The sequence below is a fragment of the Acetobacter lambici genome, assembly GCF_011516885.1.
In the GTDB taxonomy this organism is placed as follows: domain Bacteria; phylum Pseudomonadota; class Alphaproteobacteria; order Acetobacterales; family Acetobacteraceae; genus Acetobacter; species Acetobacter lambici.
In genome coordinates, this window is the sequence record NZ_WOTD01000006.1 from 71,675 (window position 1) to 88,856 (window position 17,182).

The 17,182-nt window shown below is 59.1% G+C and carries 13 protein-coding genes; 9 read left to right on the forward strand and 4 right to left on the reverse strand.

Features of this window, described 5'->3' with window-relative positions:
* Nucleotides 1–35 precede the first annotated feature (35 nt).
* Nucleotides 36–2,231 (forward strand): ComEC/Rec2 family competence protein, encoded by a 2,196-nt coding sequence (locus GOB86_RS05055; RefSeq protein WP_165991278.1) that lies wholly within the window; start codon nt 36–38, stop codon nt 2,229–2,231.
* A 141-nt stretch (nt 2,232–2,372) separates the two neighbouring features.
* Nucleotides 2,373–2,912: a cupin domain-containing protein gene (locus GOB86_RS05060; RefSeq protein ID WP_408737320.1), complete on the forward strand. Its 540-nt coding sequence runs from the start codon at nt 2,373–2,375 to the stop codon at nt 2,910–2,912.
* Between the two features lie 24 nt (nt 2,913–2,936).
* Here GOB86_RS05060 and GOB86_RS05065 read toward each other — a convergent pair whose 3' ends face one another.
* Entirely contained in the window at nt 2,937–3,275 is a 339-nt protein-coding gene (locus GOB86_RS05065) for a carboxymuconolactone decarboxylase family protein (protein ID WP_165991279.1), read from the reverse strand.
* Nucleotides 3,276–3,404: 129 nt separating this feature from the next.
* On the opposite strand from GOB86_RS05065, the gene zapE reads away from it, so the two are divergent.
* The 5 genes from zapE (at nt 3,405) to GOB86_RS05090 (ending at nt 11,937) form a co-directional block, all read left to right on the forward strand.
* Entirely contained in the window at nt 3,405–4,628 is a 1,224-nt protein-coding gene (zapE, locus tag GOB86_RS05070; protein WP_165991280.1) for a cell division protein ZapE, read from the forward strand.
* A 204-nt stretch (nt 4,629–4,832) separates the two neighbouring features.
* Nucleotides 4,833–7,700, forward strand: coding sequence for a 2-oxoglutarate dehydrogenase E1 component (locus tag GOB86_RS05075; protein ID WP_165991281.1), 2,868 nt, complete (start codon nt 4,833–4,835; stop codon nt 7,698–7,700).
* Between the two features lie 109 nt (nt 7,701–7,809).
* Nucleotides 7,810–9,027 (forward strand): 2-oxoglutarate dehydrogenase complex dihydrolipoyllysine-residue succinyltransferase, encoded by a 1,218-nt coding sequence (odhB, locus tag GOB86_RS05080; protein ID WP_165991322.1) that lies wholly within the window; start codon nt 7,810–7,812, stop codon nt 9,025–9,027.
* 89 nt (nt 9,028–9,116) lie between these two features.
* Nucleotides 9,117–10,838, forward strand: coding sequence for a dihydrolipoyl dehydrogenase (lpdA, locus tag GOB86_RS05085; RefSeq protein ID WP_165991323.1), 1,722 nt, complete (start codon nt 9,117–9,119; stop codon nt 10,836–10,838).
* Between the two features lie 70 nt (nt 10,839–10,908).
* Complete coding sequence (locus GOB86_RS05090) at nt 10,909–11,937, forward strand: L,D-transpeptidase (RefSeq protein WP_242012508.1); 1,029 nt, start codon at nt 10,909–10,911, stop codon at nt 11,935–11,937.
* A 120-nt stretch (nt 11,938–12,057) separates the two neighbouring features.
* On the opposite strand, the gene GOB86_RS05095 is transcribed toward GOB86_RS05090, so the two are convergent.
* Nucleotides 12,058–12,453: a DUF3597 domain-containing protein gene (locus GOB86_RS05095; RefSeq protein ID WP_165991282.1), complete on the reverse strand. Its 396-nt coding sequence runs from the start codon at nt 12,451–12,453 to the stop codon at nt 12,058–12,060.
* A gap of 359 nt (nt 12,454–12,812) precedes the next feature.
* Nucleotides 12,813–14,102, reverse strand: a complete 1,290-nt coding sequence (ahcY, locus tag GOB86_RS05100; RefSeq protein WP_165991283.1) for an adenosylhomocysteinase — start codon at nt 14,100–14,102, stop codon at nt 12,813–12,815.
* A gap of 179 nt (nt 14,103–14,281) precedes the next feature.
* Between ahcY and GOB86_RS05105 the strand changes: the two genes are divergently transcribed.
* Both GOB86_RS05105 and GOB86_RS05110 read left to right on the forward strand, forming a co-directional pair.
* Nucleotides 14,282–14,986: a lysophospholipid acyltransferase family protein gene (locus GOB86_RS05105; RefSeq protein WP_165991284.1), complete on the forward strand. Its 705-nt coding sequence runs from the start codon at nt 14,282–14,284 to the stop codon at nt 14,984–14,986.
* 353 nt (nt 14,987–15,339) lie between these two features.
* Nucleotides 15,340–16,401: a DUF2125 domain-containing protein gene (locus GOB86_RS05110; RefSeq protein ID WP_165991285.1), complete on the forward strand. Its 1,062-nt coding sequence runs from the start codon at nt 15,340–15,342 to the stop codon at nt 16,399–16,401.
* Between the two features lie 34 nt (nt 16,402–16,435).
* Here GOB86_RS05110 and gloB read toward each other — a convergent pair whose 3' ends face one another.
* Nucleotides 16,436–17,161, reverse strand: coding sequence for a hydroxyacylglutathione hydrolase (gloB, locus tag GOB86_RS05115; protein ID WP_165991324.1), 726 nt, complete (start codon nt 17,159–17,161; stop codon nt 16,436–16,438).
* Nucleotides 17,162–17,182: the final 21 nt, after the last annotated feature.

Consider the following 17,182-nt stretch of genomic DNA (forward strand, 5'->3'; position numbering starts at 1 on the left):
GCGTTTCTTTATCACGCGCGGGCGCAGGGAGCCATATGCTGAACCCGATGTCTGTCATGGTGTTGTTCGAGGGCGAGCACAGGCGGCTTGTACTGTGGGTTCCCGTTATGCTCGCACTGGGTGCGCTGGCTTATTTTCTGTGGCCTTGTGAGCCGGGATGGGGTGTGGGCGTGGTGTTGCCTGCCGTAGTGGCGGGCCTGTGCCTTGGTGCGTGTTTTTGCTGGCCACATAGCCTGTTGGCGCGCCTGCCGGGTGGGGTTGGTGTGGCACTGGCTGTAGGTTTTGGCGTGGCATGGCTTGCAGCCCACCGCCAGCCCCCCATGCCCGAACTGCCCCGCCGGGGCACCGAGGTTACGGGTATTGTGCGCGATATTGCCTATTTTCCCGCACCCATGGAGCAAGGTGGCCTGATGCGGCGGATTACGCTGGCACAGGCTGTCCTGCATGATTTTGTGGATGATGGCATGCAGCCCCTGCGCCGCACGCTGGATATTCGTCTGGTCCCGCAGGATTCGGTGGCCCTGCTGCCCGGAGACGGGGTGCGTGTGCGTGCTGTGTTGCAGCCTCCGCCTTTTCCTGCCTTGCCCGGTGGGCGGGACAGGCAGTTCGAGGCATGGTTTTCTGGCCGTGCGGGGAGTGGTTACGCGCAGGAACCCGTGCTGGTGGAATCCGGTCCACAGCCTAGCGCGTTTGGGGCCTCGCAAGTGCTGGATACACTGCGCGAGCGGGTGGATGCGCGTATCCGCCATGTTCTGCCCGGAGCCTCCGGCGCGGTTGTGGCCACTGTGCTGGATGGCAGGGCCGAGGCCGTGCCGCAGAGTGTGCGGGAGGACTTTGCCGCTTCCGGGCTTGCGCACCTGCTGGCAGTGGCGGGGCTGCATCTTGGCATTGTTATAGGGGCTGCCATGCTGGTCTGCCGCATGGTGCTGGCCACGTGGGAATATGCGGCCCTGCGGTGGCCGTGCAAGGCTGTTTCCGCCTTTGTGGCGTGGGTGGTGGGCGGTGGTTACGTGCTGCTTACGGGTGTGCACCTGCCAGCGGAGCGGAGTTGGCTGATGTCCTCCATTGTGGTGTTCGGGCTTATGGTGGGGCGTAGGGCCGTGTCCATGCGCGGGCTGGCGCTGGCGGCAACGCTTATGCTGCTTGTGGCTCCGCAGGTTGTGCTGGATGTGGCTTTTCAGATGTCCATGGCGGCGGTTATCGCGCTTGTGGCGGGGTATGAGGTGCTGCACCCACGTCTGCTGCGTGGCCTGTCCGGGCTTGCAGGGGTGCGGCAGACACTGGTCCGGCATGGTCTGATGCTGGTGCTGACCAGCCTGCTGGCAGGGACGGCGACGTTACCTGTTGTGATGGCGCATTTTGGTGTTGTGCAGCCATTTTTTGTGTTGGCCAATCTGGTGGCCGTGCCGTTAATGGCGCTGTGGATCATGCCGTTGGGGTTGATCGCGCTTCTCGCCATGCCTTTGCATGCCGATGGTCCATTTTTACACCTTATGAATGGCGGCGTGCGCATTGTGCTGTGGCTGGCGCACTGTGTGGCGGGCTGGCCGGGGGCGCGTATTGTCGTGCCTGCCATGCCGGGCTGGGGGCTGGGCGCTGTTCTGCTCGGGTTGTGCTGGCTGTGCCTGTGGCGCGGGGCGTGGCGGTGGTGGGGAATGCCTGTTGTGCTGCTAGGGACCATAACCCCGTGGCTGATGACCCAGCCTGATATTCTGATCAGCCCGGATGGGCAGTTGATGGGGGTAAGGGACGCAGCCACCCTGCGCGTTATGGGCCATGCGCGGGATGAACGCGTTGTAAAAGCAGCATGGGCGCAGGCAACGGCCCTGCCTGTATCCGATTTTCCCGCCAAGGGGGTGGCGGGGGCGGAAACAGCCGATGGCAGCCTGATCTGCGGCGAAGGTGAAGTGGCAGGCACCTGCGCCCTGTTGCGCCACGGGCAAGAGGTTGTTCTGCGTATCCATGATTCATCGGATGGGCGTGCGGCCTTACCCAATAATGTCTGTGCGCAGGCGGCGGCAGTGGTGAGTGTTGCGCCCCTTCGGGAGTCCTGCCTGGATGTGCCGGTCAGGCTGGATCGTTTTACCGCTTGGCGGGGTGGGGCGCAGGCTGTTTTTCTGGCGCATGGCGTGCGTGTTACCAGTGATCGCCAAAGGCGGGGGGAGCGTGTGTGGGTGCTTAAGCCCGGTGGGCATGGCATGCCAACACTCCCCTTGGCGCAGGCCGAATAGGGCGCAGGTGCCAGCACGGGGCTGGCAGGATGTGTTGCGACCTGTTCAACAGTTTTCTGGTTTTTAAAGGGTAGGGGCCTGATCATGGATGTTTACAAAATCATTCCCGGAATTCTGGCCGGAAAAATCCGCACGCACCATATGGCGCTGCTCCTGTGTTTACCTGTGGGCCTGAGCCTGTTTTTACCTCAGGCTCAGGCTCAGGCTCAGGCTCAGGCTCAGGCTCAGGCTCAGGATAAGCAGGCACCCACAATGTGGTACTGGCATAACTGGACGGACAAATCCGGTATCAGCCACATGACAAAATGCCCGGTGCGGAATTTTAATCTCAAGACCATGTCACACCCGGCGGGGCCTCAATGGCAGGATCGGCTGGCTCCGGGTGCGGCGCAGATGATTTTTACCGTCCAGCCCGCCCACTGGAATGGCACGTGGCACCCCGACCCCAAGGTGCAGTGGATCATTCCGCTGAGCGGGTCATGGTTTGTAACCGCCATGGACGGAACAAAGGTGGTCATGGGGCCGGGTGAAATATCGCTGGGCGAGGACCAGCGCAGTGTGCGCGACGGGCATGGTCGCATAGGGCATTATGCGGGCAATGTGGGGGATAGTCCGGTGCAGCTTCTGGTTATCCAGACGGATGAGGCCCCCACAGTCGACCAGCCCTGCCGCTTCAGGTAGGGGCGTGGTCTGATTGGCCGGGCTTTAGCCCTCCGTGCTGTCAAACGCTTCCATCACCCGACTGGAATAAACAAGGGCCGCCCCTGCGTTCAGCGCTACGGCCACGCCAAGGGCTTCGGCAATTTCCTCCTTGCTTGCGCCCACCTTGCGGGCGGCGGCGGAATGCACGGCAATGCAGCCATCACATCGGGTGGTTACGGCCACGGCCAGCGCAATGAGTTCGCGCGTTTTGGCATCCAGATGTTTGAGTTCGGGGAGCGGAGTTTCCAGCGTTTGCAACCCCTTGAGCGTATTGGGGGTCAATTGCGCCAGTGCTTTGACGTTTTTTTGCATATTGGCGCGATAAGCATTCCAGTCGGTCATGACGTGGACTCCGATATGGGTATGATGGACCCATCAACAGCACCAGAGCACTCCCACCTTGTCACGACACGGTTAGGAGAGGTGATGGTGCTTGCTTAAAGAGCCTTCAAGCCGTTATCGGGCAGAATTATGACAGACATGAACACGAGCGGGGCCTCCGCTGCGACCGCACAGGGGCCTCTGGCAGTTTACCGGCAGCGCATCGCCACCGGGGACATCAAGAGCGATCCGGATCAGGCCCGTGTGGTCGAACGTCTGGACCAGTTGTGGCGCGAACTTGCGGCCATGCCCGAACGTGCGCCACAGGCGGCCTCCCCCGCCAGCAAGGGGCGGGCCTTTCTGGCGGGGCTTGCCAAAAAGCTGATGAGCCAGCCCACGCAGGCCGCACAGAGCGGGCCACGCGGGCTTTATATTGTAGGGCGGGTAGGGCGTGGCAAAACCATGGTCATGGACCTGTTCTTTGGCTGTGCGCCGGTCAGACTCAAGGAGCGTATCCATTTTTTGCGCTTCATGCAGGACGTGCACCAGAAGCTGCATGCCCTCAAGGCGGCCAACCCCGGCATGGCCGACCCCATTCCCCCGTTGGCCAAAGCCATTGCCGCGCGCGTGCGGCTTTTGTGCTTTGACGAGTTTCAGGTGAACGACATTGCCGACGCCATGATTCTGGGTCGCCTGTTCGAGGCCCTGTTTGCCGATGGCGTGGTGATTGTCGCCACATCCAATACCGAGCCTTCGCAACTATTCCAGAACAGGCCGGGGGCGGATGCCTTTAAGCCGTTTATTGCCATTATCCGGCGTGAGCTGGATACGATCGAGCTGGATTCGCCGCGCGATTACCGCCGTGGGCGCGAGCAGGACCGCCAGACATGGCTGGTCCCGGCCGATGCACAGGCCCATGCAACGCTTGACCGCATTTTTGCCCATCAGGCCGGTTCAGCCAGCACGCAGCCGGTTACGCTGGAGTTCATTGGTCGCAGCTTTGTGGTGGAGCAGGCGGCAGGGCGGGTCTGCCGGTTTGATTTCAACTCTTTGTGTGGAAAACCCCTTGGACCAAACGACTATCTGGCATTGGCACGGCGTTTTCCCGTTGTCGTGATCGACAACATTCCCTGCATGGGACAGGACGAGGCCAATCTGGCACGGCGCTTCATTACCCTCATAGATGCCTTGTACGACAACGGAAATCTGCTGTTTGCCTCGGCTGCGGCCGCACCTGACAAACTGTTTACCGAGGGCGAGGGATCGGATGCATTTGCCCGTACGGCCTCGCGTCTGGCGGAAATGGGCAGTGAAAGCTGGCTTGAACACGGTGCGCAGGCGGCACAGGCGGCGCACAGCCTCGCTAGAGCGTGACAGGCGGTGCCCTTGTTCCGGCCCCATGGCCGGTCTAGCTCTTGAGACAGAAAGAGCCGGGGGCTGTGTGCCGCTGGCAAGGGATATCAAGGGCACCCCGCTGTATGGGTGGGGTGAAGGAAAAGATGGTCCGGCTTACGTTGGAGTGTGACACAACATCTGGTCTGCGGCGCGTGATCACCCCGCGACAGGGAGGAATGTGAGATGGCGGTATCGGATATGCTGGCAACCGCTCTGAACGGTGCCAATATCGCGTACCTTGCGGATTTGTATGCCCAATGGGCAAAGGATCCAAAAAGTGTAGATCCCTCCTTCAATATTCTCTTCAGCTCGCTGGGAGATGACGAGGCGGCCGTACTGCATGACGCGCTTGGCGCATCATGGGCACCGCGCCCGTCCATTATTACGGGGGAAGAGCCGCCACCACCTGCCAAGGGTGGCCCGGCTGGCGGTCTGGCAGCGCAGGACAGTCTGGCAATTGCCCGTCTGGTGCGCGCTTACCGCGAATTCGGTCATCTGGAGGCAACGCTGGACCCGCTCGGGCTCAAGGTTCCCACGCAGCGTGAGGAACTGAACCCGCAGACCTACGGCTTTGGCCCCAAGGACCTTGAACGCGACGTGTTTATTGGCTCCTTGCTGGAACCCCTGCTCAAGGGGCGTAACACAGCCAAGGTCAAGGACGTTATTGCAGCCCTGCGCGGCGTTTACTGTGGCAATATTGGTGCGGAATACCTGTACGCCCGCAATGCCGAGCAGCGCGAATGGTTCCGCAACCGGTTGGAAAGCGATAACTGGCAGAACAATGTCAGTGTAGCCGAGCGCAAAAGCATTCTCAAAAATCTGGCCGAAGCCGAAGGGTTCGAGGCTTTCTGTCAGAAGCGTTACGTTGGCGCCAAACGGTTTGGTCTGGAAGGGGGCGAAATCTCCATTCCCGCCCTGCATGCCATTGTGGACCAGTCCGCAGTGCAGGGTGTTGGCTCGGTCACCATTGGCATGGCGCACCGTGGCCGCCTGAACACGCTGGTTAACGTGGTGCGTAAGCCCTACGTGGCCATTTTTAACGAATTTGCCGGTGGTTCCTTCAAGCCTGACAATGTGGAAGGCTCGGGGGACGTCAAATACCATCTCGGGTCTTCGGCTGATGTGGAAGTAAGCGGGCGCTCGGTCCATATTTCCCTTCTGCCCAATCCATCACATCTGGAAGCGGTGGATACCGTTGTGCTGGGTAAGGTGCGCGCAACGCAGGATGACGCGGGCGATACGCAAAACCGTAGTGGCAGCATGGGTATTGTCATTCATGGTGATGCGGCATTTGCCGGTCAGGGCATTGTGTACGAAACCTTTGCCATGTCCCAACTGCCTGGCTACCGTACGGGTGGGACCATCCATATGGTGGTTAACAACCAGATCGGCTTTACCACCAACCCGGAATGCGGGCATTCCGGTGTGTATGGCACCGATCTTGCCAAATCCATTGAGGCGCCGGTCCTGCATGTGAATGGTGATGACGCTGAAGCGGTGATCTACGCCTCACGCCTTGCCGCAGATTATCGCCTCAAATTTGCCAGCGATATTGTGCTCGATATTGTCTGCTACCGCCGCCATGGCCATAACGAAACGGACGAGCCGGTTTTTACCCAGCCCGTTATGTACAAGGCCATTGCCAGCCACGAAACGCCGCATACCCTGTATGCCCGCCGTGTGGTGGAAACAGGTGTGATGACCGAGGCCGAAACGCAGGCCCAGTGGGATGCGTTCCAGGACCGGTTGGAAGCGGATTACAAAGCAGCCGAGTCCTACAAGGTCAACAAGGCTGACTGGCTTGAAGGTGGCTGGAAAGGGCTGAGTGCTCCGGGGCAGAAACCCGAACAGGCATGGCCCGAAACCGGCGTGGCTCTTGATGCGCTGCAAAAAATTGGCGCAGCAATCACCAAGGTACCCGAAGGGTTCAACCTTAATTCCAAGATCGCACGCCAGCTCAAGGCCAAGGCTGGCATGTTCAGCTCGGGCGAAGGGTTTGACTGGGCAACGGGCGAGGCCATGGGTTTTGGCTCCCTGCTGCTGGATGGCCACCGTGTGCGCCTGTCTGGCGAGGACTGCCAGCGCGGCACCTTCAGCCAGCGCCACGCCACATGGACCGATCAGGTCAACCAGACGCCCTGCACACCGCTGAACCACATTCAGCCTGATCAGGCAAAAATCGAAATCTGGAACTCGCTGTTGTCCGAATACGGCGTGCTGGGTTTTGAATACGGTTATTCCGTGCGTAACCCGCAAACGCTGGTTCTGTGGGAAGCGCAGTTCGGGGACTTCGCTAACTGTGCGCAGGTCATTATTGACCAGTTCATTGCGTCGGGTGAGACCAAATGGCTGCGCATGTCCGGTCTGGTGCTGCTTCTGCCCCACGGGTACGAAGGGCAGGGACCTGAACATTCTTCCGCCCGTCTGGAGCGTTACCTCCAGCTCTGCGCTGAAGACAATATGTTCGTGTGCAACATTACAACGCCTGCGAACTACTTCCATGCCCTGCGCCGCCAGCTCAAGCTGGACTACCGCAAGCCGCTGGTGCTGATGGAGCCCAAATCCCTGCTGCGGCACAAGCTGGCGGTTTCCGCTCTGGCGGATTTTGGGCCGGGTACGCGCTTTAGCCCGGTTCTGCCAGAGGCGGATGCGCTTGGGCCGGACGCCAAGGTCCGTCGCGTGGTTATCTGCTCGGGCAAGGTTTATTACGACCTGCTGGCAGCCCGCCGCGAGAAGGACATCAAGGATGTCGCCATCGTGCGTGTGGAGCAACTCTACCCCTTCCCCGAAGCAGCACTCGCAGCCGAGCTGAAGCGTTATCCTGAAGCAGACATTGTCTGGTGTCAGGAAGAAACGGAAAATGGCGGTGCGTGGCACTTTGTGGACCGGCGGATTGAAAAAGCCCTGCTACGGGCAGGCCATAAGGCCGGGCGTCCGCAGTATGTGGGGCGTGCAGCCGCGGCAAGCCCTGCCACGGGTCTGGCCCGCATCCACGCTGCCGAGCAGGCGGATCTTGTGGAACGCGCGCTGGGGCTTAAAACGTCTGGCTGAGCCGGGTCTGGAATTTTAGAAAAATTGTCCGCCTTACGCGGAAGAAAAACCCTGTGTGGAAAAACCATTACCCCACACAGGAGCTTTCTTGAGAAGAATGGGGAACAGGATGTCAGTCGAGATCAAGGTGCCAACACTGGGCGAGAGCGTAACCACGGCAACCATTGCCAAATGGCTCAAGCAGCCGGGTGATGCAGTCAAGGAAGACGAGCCGGTCGTTGAACTTGAAACTGATAAGGTCAGTGTGGAAGTTGCCGCCCCGCAGGCAGGCGTACTTGGCCCGCAGGCCGTAAAGGAAGGGGATGAGGTTGAAGTGGGTGCCCTGCTGACAACCGTGGAGCCCGGCAAGGCAGGGGCCGCACCCGCAGCCCCCAAAGTCGTGGCACCAGAAAAAAAGGTGGAAGCCCCCGCCGCCCCGGCCGCAAAACCTGCGGCTCCAGCAGTTGATTCTGCCGCAGCCCTGCCTGCCGCGCGCAAGATGATGGCCGAAAATGGCCTGAACGCAGGGCAGGTTGGTCAGGGCACGGGTCTTGGCGGACGCATTACCAAAGGCGACGTACTGGGCTTTTTGTCCCAGCCGCAGGCGGCGACCCCGGCAGCGGCCCCCAAGCCTGCCCGCAAGGATGACCCGCGTGAAGAACGCGTCAAAATGACGCGCCTGCGCCGCACCATTGCCCGCCGCCTGAAGGAAGCGCAGAACACGGCGGCCATGCTGACCACGTTCAACGAGATCGACATGTCTGGCGCAATGGCGCTGCGTGCCGAATTCCAGGACAGCTTTGTTAAAAAGCATGGTGTGAAGTTGGGTTACATGTCCATCTTCTCCCGTGGGGTGATTGCAGCGCTGAAGGAATTCCCCGCCATTAACGCCGAAATTGACGGCGAGGATGTGATCTATCGCGACTTTATCAACCTTGGCATTGCCGTGGGTGGCCCCAACGGTCTGGTTGTGCCGGTTATTCGCGATGCCGATAAAATGGGCTTTGCCCAGATCGAAAAAACCATTTCAGGCTTCGGTAAGGCCGCGCGTGAAGGAACACTCAAGCTGGATGAACTGTCCGGTGGTACCTTCTCCATTACCAATGGCGGCATTTATGGTTCGCTGCTGTCCACCCCGATCCTGAACGCCCCGCAGTCCGGTATTCTGGGCATGCACTCCATTCAGGAGCGCCCGGTTGCCGTAAACGGCCAGGTGGTCATTCGCCCCATGATGTATGTGGCCCTGTCCTACGATCATCGTATTGTGGATGGTAAGGAGGCTGTCAGCTTCCTTGTTCGGCTCAAGCAGAATGTGGAAGACCCCCGTCGCCTGTTGATTGACGTCTGATCTGACACTGGCACAGGCCGGAGGTGGCCCATACGCGGCTCTCCGGCCTTTCCATTTTTGCAGACCCTAACGTGAGCGAGACAAGACCCATGCCGACCGAAATTAAAGTACCGACCCTTGGAGAAAGTGTGACCACCGCCACGGTAGGGAAGTGGCTCAAGCAGCCGGGTGAAGCGGTCAAGGAAGACGAACCGGTTGTAGAACTGGAAACGGACAAGGTGAGCGTGGAAGTGCCTGCTCCCGCCGCCGGTCGGCTGGAAAACCATGCCGTAAAGGAAGGTGATGAAGTAGAGGTTGGTGCCGTGCTGGCCCTGCTGGAAGCCGGAGCCGCAGGCAAGGCCGCTGCCCCGGCAGCACAAGCCGCCGCCCCCGCGCAGTCTGCTCCCGCTCCCAAAGCCGCAGCACAGGCCGCCCCACCGGCCGAGACGGATTATGATGTTGTGGTTATTGGTGCAGGACCGGGCGGGTATGTCTGCGCCATTCGCGCGGCACAGCTTGGCTTTAAGGTTGCCTGCGTGGAAAAACGCGCAACCCTTGGTGGTACCTGCCTGAACGTTGGGTGCATTCCCTCCAAGGCGCTGCTTCAGTCCTCGGAAAACTATCATGCCGCCGGGCACGATTTTGCAGCCCATGGTGTGCTGATTGATAGCGTAAAGCTTGATCTGGCCAAAATGCAGGCCCGCAAGGCCGATATTGTGGGCGCCAACGTGAAGGGGGTTGAATTCCTCTTCAAGAAAAACGGCATTACCTGGCTTAAGGGCCATGGCAAGGTAGAAGGCACGGGCCGTCTGAGTGTGGATGGCAAGCCGGTAACCGCCAAACACATCATTATTGCTAGCGGGAGCGATAGCGCAAACCTGCCGGGCATTGAGGTGGACGAAAAAGTTATTGTGACTTCCACAGGTGCGCTTGAACTGTCCGAAGTGCCCAAGCGTCTGGTTGTCATTGGTGGTGGTGTTATTGGGCTGGAACTGGGGAGCGTGTGGCAGCGCCTTGGCGCGGAAGTGACCGTGGTAGAATTCCTTGACCGTCTGGTCCCCGGCACCGACAACGAAGTGGCCGCGCAGTTCCAGAAACTGCTGACCAAGCAGGGCTTCAAAATGAAGCTGGGCCACAAGGTCACCAAAGCCGAAAAAACCAAAAAAGCCGTGGTGCTCAGTATTGAACCCTCCGCCGGTGGCACGGTGGAAACGCTGGAGGCCGATGTGGTTCTGGTGGCGGTCGGTCGTACGGCCGCAAGCAAGAACATGGGGCTGGAAGAAGCCGGTATTGCGCTGGACAAGCGTGGCCGCGTGGAAGTGGATGCCCATTACGCCACAAACATTCCCGGTATTTACGCAATTGGGGACGTTATTGCTGGCCCCATGCTGGCCCACAAGGCGGAAGAAGAAGGTGTGGCTCTGGCCGAACTGCTGGCAGGGCAGGCTGGGCACGTTAATTACGATGCCATTCCCGGTGTGATCTACACATGGCCGGAAGTGGCGTCCGTTGGCTTTACGGAAGAGCAGCTTAAGGACAAGGGCGTTGCTTACAAGACCGGCAAGTTCCCCTTCCTTGCCAATGGCCGCGCACGCGCACTGGGCATGACGGACGGTTTTGTTAAAGTTCTGGCCGACAAGCAGACCGACCGCGTGCTGGGCGTGCACATTATTGGCCCAGCAGCAGGCGAACTGATTGCCGAAGCCACAATGGCAATCGAGTTTGGTGCCTCGGCGGAAGATATCGGCCGTGTCTGCCACGCTCACCCAACACTGAGCGAAGCGGTCAAGGAAGCCGCATTGGGTGCTGACAACCGCGCGATCAACATCTGAATATTTTCTTCTTGTTAGGACTAATGCCATACTCTCCCCCGTAGTTGCATACGGGGGAGCATGTATGTGCATGGTACGGAAACTGGCAGTCTGCTCGGCTATGGCTGGTGGTTTTCTGGCCATATCAGAGGTTGCGTGGGCGCAGGGGGCAATATGGCGGCCTGCTGAGCATACAACCAACACTCTCGCGCCCGGTGGCGCACATCACTCCAGTGTAGATGATAGTGCTTTGGACCCTGCTTTTGCTGGGTTGTCTAACGGCGCACCAGCTTTATCCTCCCATCCGCAGGAGAGGGTATTGTCCCCTATTCCTGTTGTGGGGGAGGATACCGCCCGGCAGGAAGCATGGGCGTTGACCATAGCTTTCCGGCATGAGGTGCCAGCCGCCCTGCCTGTGGCCTCGGTATACAAAACGGCATGGGTGGCACTGGCCCGGCAGCAACTGGAGCAGGCAGGTTATGTTCTGGACCGGCCACAGGTGCTTGTGGTGGTGGACCGTAACCCCAAAGTCCAACGTCTGTGCCTGATTTTGGCTTTACCTGGCAGTGCGGACTGGCAGGTTATTGGCAGCACCAGAGTGTCCACCGGCACAACCGGACGGCAATATTACTATATTACCCCCACAGGTGTTTTTCCCAATTCGGCGGATCGTCTTGGTTACCGTGCATTGGGCACCAAGAATGAAAACGGCATTATGGGGAATGGCACCACAGGCATGCGCGTGTGGGACTTTGGCTGGCAATGGGCCGAAAAAGGGTGGCTACCAAGCCGGGACAAAGTGCAGATCCGGCTGGAAATGCATGCAACGGACCCGGTTTATCTGGAGCAACGTCTGGGGCATACGGCGTCTGAAGGCTGTATCCGCATTCCGTCATCGCTGAATGTATTTATTGACCGGCATGGGCTGCTGGATGCCGAGTACGAGCAAAAGGCCGCTGTAGATCGCCGCTTTGCAGCACTTTTACGCAAGGACCGGGTGGTCTCGCCCATAGCTGGACTGGCCGTTGTGGTGGTGGATACGGCACATTACACCACCGTTCCAGCCGCCGCCGCCTTTAAAGATACAGATACTCAGCACAGGAACACCCTGCACGGCTAAAAAACGCAGGGTGAGATATTGTTTGTGCGGGTCAGGGGTAAAGCCGTTGTGGGCAGCCTAAAAGTATAAAGCGCAGGCTATTCACCTGCGCCTGCTTCAGTTCTGGTTACCCGTGCGGATTTACAGACCTGCGGGAATTTTTCCGCCATTCTGGACCAGTTTCTGGCGGACTTCCTTGATCAGCCACACGTTCATGCTTGCGCTGTCTTCGGTATTGCCGGTGTAACCCAGTTCTGCCGCCAGCTTTTTGCGTGCATCCAGCGAGCTATCCAGCCCCAGCAGTTTGAGCAGGTCCACAATGGACTCTTTCCAGTTCAGGTTCTGTCCGTTCTGCGCGGCAAGGCTTGCCAGAACGGCGTCCACATTCACGGGGGACCCGGCGGGGGGCACTGTGCCGGGGGCGGCAACGGCGGCCGCACTGGGCTGTGCGTTAGCATTGGCGGGGGATGTGGTGTCTGGCGTTGCTGCTTTGGCGTGATGAAAAATGGCGGATAGAATGGAGCCAAAAATACTCATGGGGGGTAATCCTCTCATAATATACAGCGCGGTTCTGTTATGCAGAATACCCTGATAAATCTGTCAGGAAAGAGACAGTTTTGTGCAAGGGCAAGGGCAAGGGCAAGGGCAAGGGCACGGGCGCGGATGGGGGAAGCTCTGCCAGCAACAGGAAGAGGGCAGGCCAGTGCGTTGCCCTGTGCAGGGTAACGGTTCAGCCCGGCAATGGGTTCAGATTAAAAACCACGAACCAGCAGTGCATTTTTTGAATGGGGGAGGGGGGCAGGTCACGGTCTTGGCCGTGGCGTGCCCGCAGGGCCAAGGCCCGAACGGGGGGAGGGCGTTCCATGTGGAACATCCCCCACCCCGGTCATGGTCTATTAGTAACGGTATTCTTCGTGCTTGAAGGGACCGTTAACCGGAACGTCAATGTATTTGGCCTGTGTTTCGCTCAGCTTGCTCAGATGCGCGCCAACCTTGGCCAGATGCAGGGATGCAACTTTTTCGTCCAGCTTTTTGGGCAGGGTGTAAACTGCAACGTCATACTTGCCTTCCGGTGCTGTCCACAGTTCGATCTGGGCCAGCGTCTGGTTGGTAAAGGACGCAGACATAACAAAGGACGGGTGACCGGTTGCATTGCCCAGATTGACCAGACGGCCTTCGGACAGAACAATCAGGCGCTTGCCATCAGGGAACACCACTTCATCAACCTGCGGTTTGATGTTGTCCCATGTGAAGTTGCGCAGCCCGCCGATCTGGATTTCGGAGTCAAAGTGGCCGATGTTGCACACGATTGCGCGGTTTTTCATGGCGCGCATGTGGTCAACGGTAATGACGTCCACGTTGCCGGTTGCGGTCACAAAAATGTCGCCACGCGGTGCGGCGGCTTCCATGGTGACCACTTCGTAGCCTTCCATGGCGGCCTGCAGGGCGCAGATCGGGTCAACTTCGGTCACCAGCACGCGGCAGCCTGCGTTACGCAGGGAGGCAGCGGAGCCTTTGCCCACGTCACCATAACCGGCAACAACGGCAACCTTGCCAGCCATCATGACATCGGTGCCACGGCGGATGGCGTCCACCAGACTTTCGCGGCAGCCATACAGGTTATCAAATTTGGATTTGGTAACGCTGTCGTTCACGTTGATGGCGGGAACCTTCAGCGTGCCTTTTTTCTGCATTTCCCACAGGCGGTGCACACCTGTTGTGGTTTCTTCCGACAGGCCCTTAACTTCGGCCAGCAGTTCGGGGAACTGGTCATGCATCATGACGGTCAGATCGCCACCGTCATCGAGGATCATGTTCGGGGTCCAGCCATCGGGGCCCTTGATGGTCTGCTCGATACACCAGTTGAATTCGTCTTCGGTCAGGCCTTTCCATGCGAACACCGGAATGCCAGCAGCAGCAATAGCCGCAGCGGCGTGGTCCTGCGTGGAGAAAATGTTGCAAGAAGACCAGCGCACGGTAGCGCCCAGAGCGACCAGTGTTTCGATCAGAACTGCGGTCTGGATGGTCATGTGCAGGCAGCCTGCAATACGCGCGCCCTTAAGGGGCTGGCTTGCGCCGTATTCTTCGCGCAGTGCCATCAGACCCGGCATTTCGCCTTCAGCAATGGAAATTTCCTTGCGACCCCAATCGGCCAGCGAGAGGTCCTTTACCTTATAGTCGCTCATATTATCCTGTCTTTCTATGCAAAGTGCTGCTTTGCTATACAGCCATAGCGGGCCATAGGCCAGACGGAACAGGTATGGCAGGTCTGGTTTGTGCGGTTTTGCTTGCCACAACGGCGGTTTTCTGGTGTCCAGCGTGGTTAATCAAAGACTAATATGCTGGTTGTAGCGGGTTTGTTCTTATGGCTGTTGTGCGTTCCGTTGTGTTTAATATTGTGGCTTTTGTGCTGACCGGGATCATGGGGGTTGGCGCCCTGCCTATCCGCTGGTTTATGCCCGGGCGTGCGCTGGCTTATGCAAAGCTGTGGTCGCGGCTGGTCCTGTGGCTGTTCCGTACCATTTGCGGGGTGCGGGTGTGCGTAAGCGGGCAGGAGCATCTGCCACAATCCGGCCCAGCACTTATTGCCTCGCAGCATCAGTCCGCGTTCGATACGCTGGTGTGGATGCTGCTGCTGCCCCGCCCGTGTTACGTCATGAAAGGCGAATTGACCCGCATTCCCCTGCTTGGCCCTATGCTGGTGCTAACAGGTATGATGCCGGTGGAGCGTGCGGCGGGTGCGCGCGCCCTGCGCCTCTTGTTGCAGGGCACAGACAAGGCCGTTGCTGATAACCGCCAGATTATTATTTTCCCTGAAGGGACGCGCACCATGCCGGGTGAGCATGTGGCGCTCAAGCCCGGTATTGCCGCCATGTCCAGCCATACAGGGTTGCCGGTTATTCCGGTGGCCACCAATTCGGGCCTGTTCTGGGGGCGCAATGCTTTTGTCAAACGCTCGGGCGTGCTGCATGTGTGCATTGGCCCGAGTGTTGGTCCGATCAAAAGAACGGCTCTGCTTGAAGAGATTGAAAAAAGCTGGCGGGCGCTGGAGCCTGTCGGTGCCGCGTAACCCTGTGGAGGACCGGAGCAGGAGAGGGGGATAACCAGATATCCACTGTGGATAACTTTGTGGAGTATGATCTATGTCATAAAAGGGTCATGCCAGTAATTCAGGCGGATTTACTGCATACTCCCAAGTAAATCTGGTTGAATGCTTTTGCTGGCATGTGTGGTGTTTTGAGAAAAAATTCCAAAATTCTCTTTTCCATAAAGAGGTTTTTGGATTATGTGGGTTCAGGTGTTTTTCTGGAAAAACTGACTGGGGCATTGGGTGGACTGCCGCTGGGGCGTGTGCTGCCAATAAGGAATTCAGGCTGTGGATAATTTTACGCGGCAGGCGGAAGACAGCCATTTGAGGTGGGGATGACACGCTTTGTAAAAACAGCCCTTGTTACGCTGGCAGTGGGGGCCGTGCTGCTTGGTGGCGGGGCTGGCGCGTTCCGCTGGAAGAGCCAGCAGTATCTGGACCAGCTTGTCTCGCATCCTTCGGGTTTGTGCCAGTTGACTTATCAGGGCAGGCAGTCTGCGGGGGGGCTGTTTGGCGCTGGTCTGGTGTTGCAGGGCGTGCATGTGGCCTGCGCACCCACCACACATGGCGGACCTGCCCCACGGGCCATGGAATACGCCGCCAGCCATGTGTTGCTGGAGGCCGTACCGTGGCACCCGTTGCAGGTGCATATGCGGCTGGATGGGCCGCAGTCCATTGCCGTGCCATATGAGCATGATGGCGTGGAGGACAGCCGTCTGGTTGTGCTTGAAGGCAGCCCGGTGGAGGTGTTCTGGCCTGCGCGCGCCGTGCCTGCGGGCAGGGCGGCCTTTACGGCTCCGTTTGTGCATGTGCGTGGGTCAGGCGTGAGCATGACAAACGTGCAGGGGGAATGGTTGTGGAACACGCAGGCCACTTTTCAGGCCAGTGTGCTCGGTCTTTCCCTGTCGGTGGAGCAGATGACCATTCCTACATGGCCGCAGTACCTGCAAAACGTCAAAGCCGCTTTTTCCATGCCCGGCCCGTATGAACGCCTGCGTGTGCTGGAACAGGAGGAGGAAAGTGGGCAGGCCATCTGGCCTGAACTGCTTGTGCAAAAGGCCTCAGCGGAGTGGAATGGTCTCAAACTGGGTGTGACCGGCCATGTGCGGGGTGGGCATGCTACCGCCGTGACCGGAGATTTCTGGCTGACTATTAAAGACTGGAAGCCCTTTGTAGAACGCCTTCAACCCGAAAAAATTCTGCCCCCCGAGCAGGCCGCAGCCTTTAAAACAGCTCTGGAGGACATGATTGCCCGAGGGGACAGGTCAGGCGGCAAGCTTGTTCTCTCGCTCTCCGCACGGAACGGGTATGTTTACATGGGCGCTGTTCCGCTGGAGCGGATTTTGCCAGTTGTAAGGCTGGTGCAGCCGGCGCAAACCATACTGGCCATCCCATAACAGGCTGAGCCGTATGCTCACTTGGCGCGTGTGCTCAGAATACGTCTTTCTGCTTGCGCAGGTCGGACAGTATCTGAGCGTTGGGCGCGCGCAGGAACGGGTTTGTCGCGCGCTCAAGCCCCAGTGTGGAGGGCACGGTTGGTAATCCCCTCTCCCGCAGGGCGCGGACCTCCTGCACACGGGCCTGAAGGGCTGGGTTGTCGGGGTCCACATGTAGGGCAAACAGGGCGTTGGAGAGCGTATATTCATGTCCGCAGCACACGCGGGTCTGCTCGGGCAGGTCACGTAGCTTGCCAAGGCTTGCAAACATCTGCTGCGCCGTGCCTTCAAACAGGCGGCCACAGCCAAGGCTGAACAGCGTATCGCCACAGAACAGGGCGGGGGGCTGGTCAAAATAATACGCAATATGGCCCAGCGTGTGGCCCGGCATGGCCAGAACCCGCCCAGCACTTTGGCCTATTTCTATTCTGTCATTGTCATTTAACGGCAGATCGAGTTTGGGCATGCGGTGCTGCTCGGCTGCGGGGCCAGCCACTTTGGCATGGTAGCGGGTCCGCAGGGTATTGGTGCCGCCAATATGGTCATTGTGGTGGTGGGTTAGCAGAATAAAGTCCAGCCTGTTCCCGTTCTGCTCCAGTGCGCGTTCTATGGGGGGAGCCTCGCCGGGGTCTACAACAGCGGTCACGCCCGTTGCATCGTCACGCAAAAGCCATGCGTAATTGTCGCTCAGAACCGGAATGGCGCGAATGGTCAGGGGCATGGGGGCCTCCAGCTTGGGTGG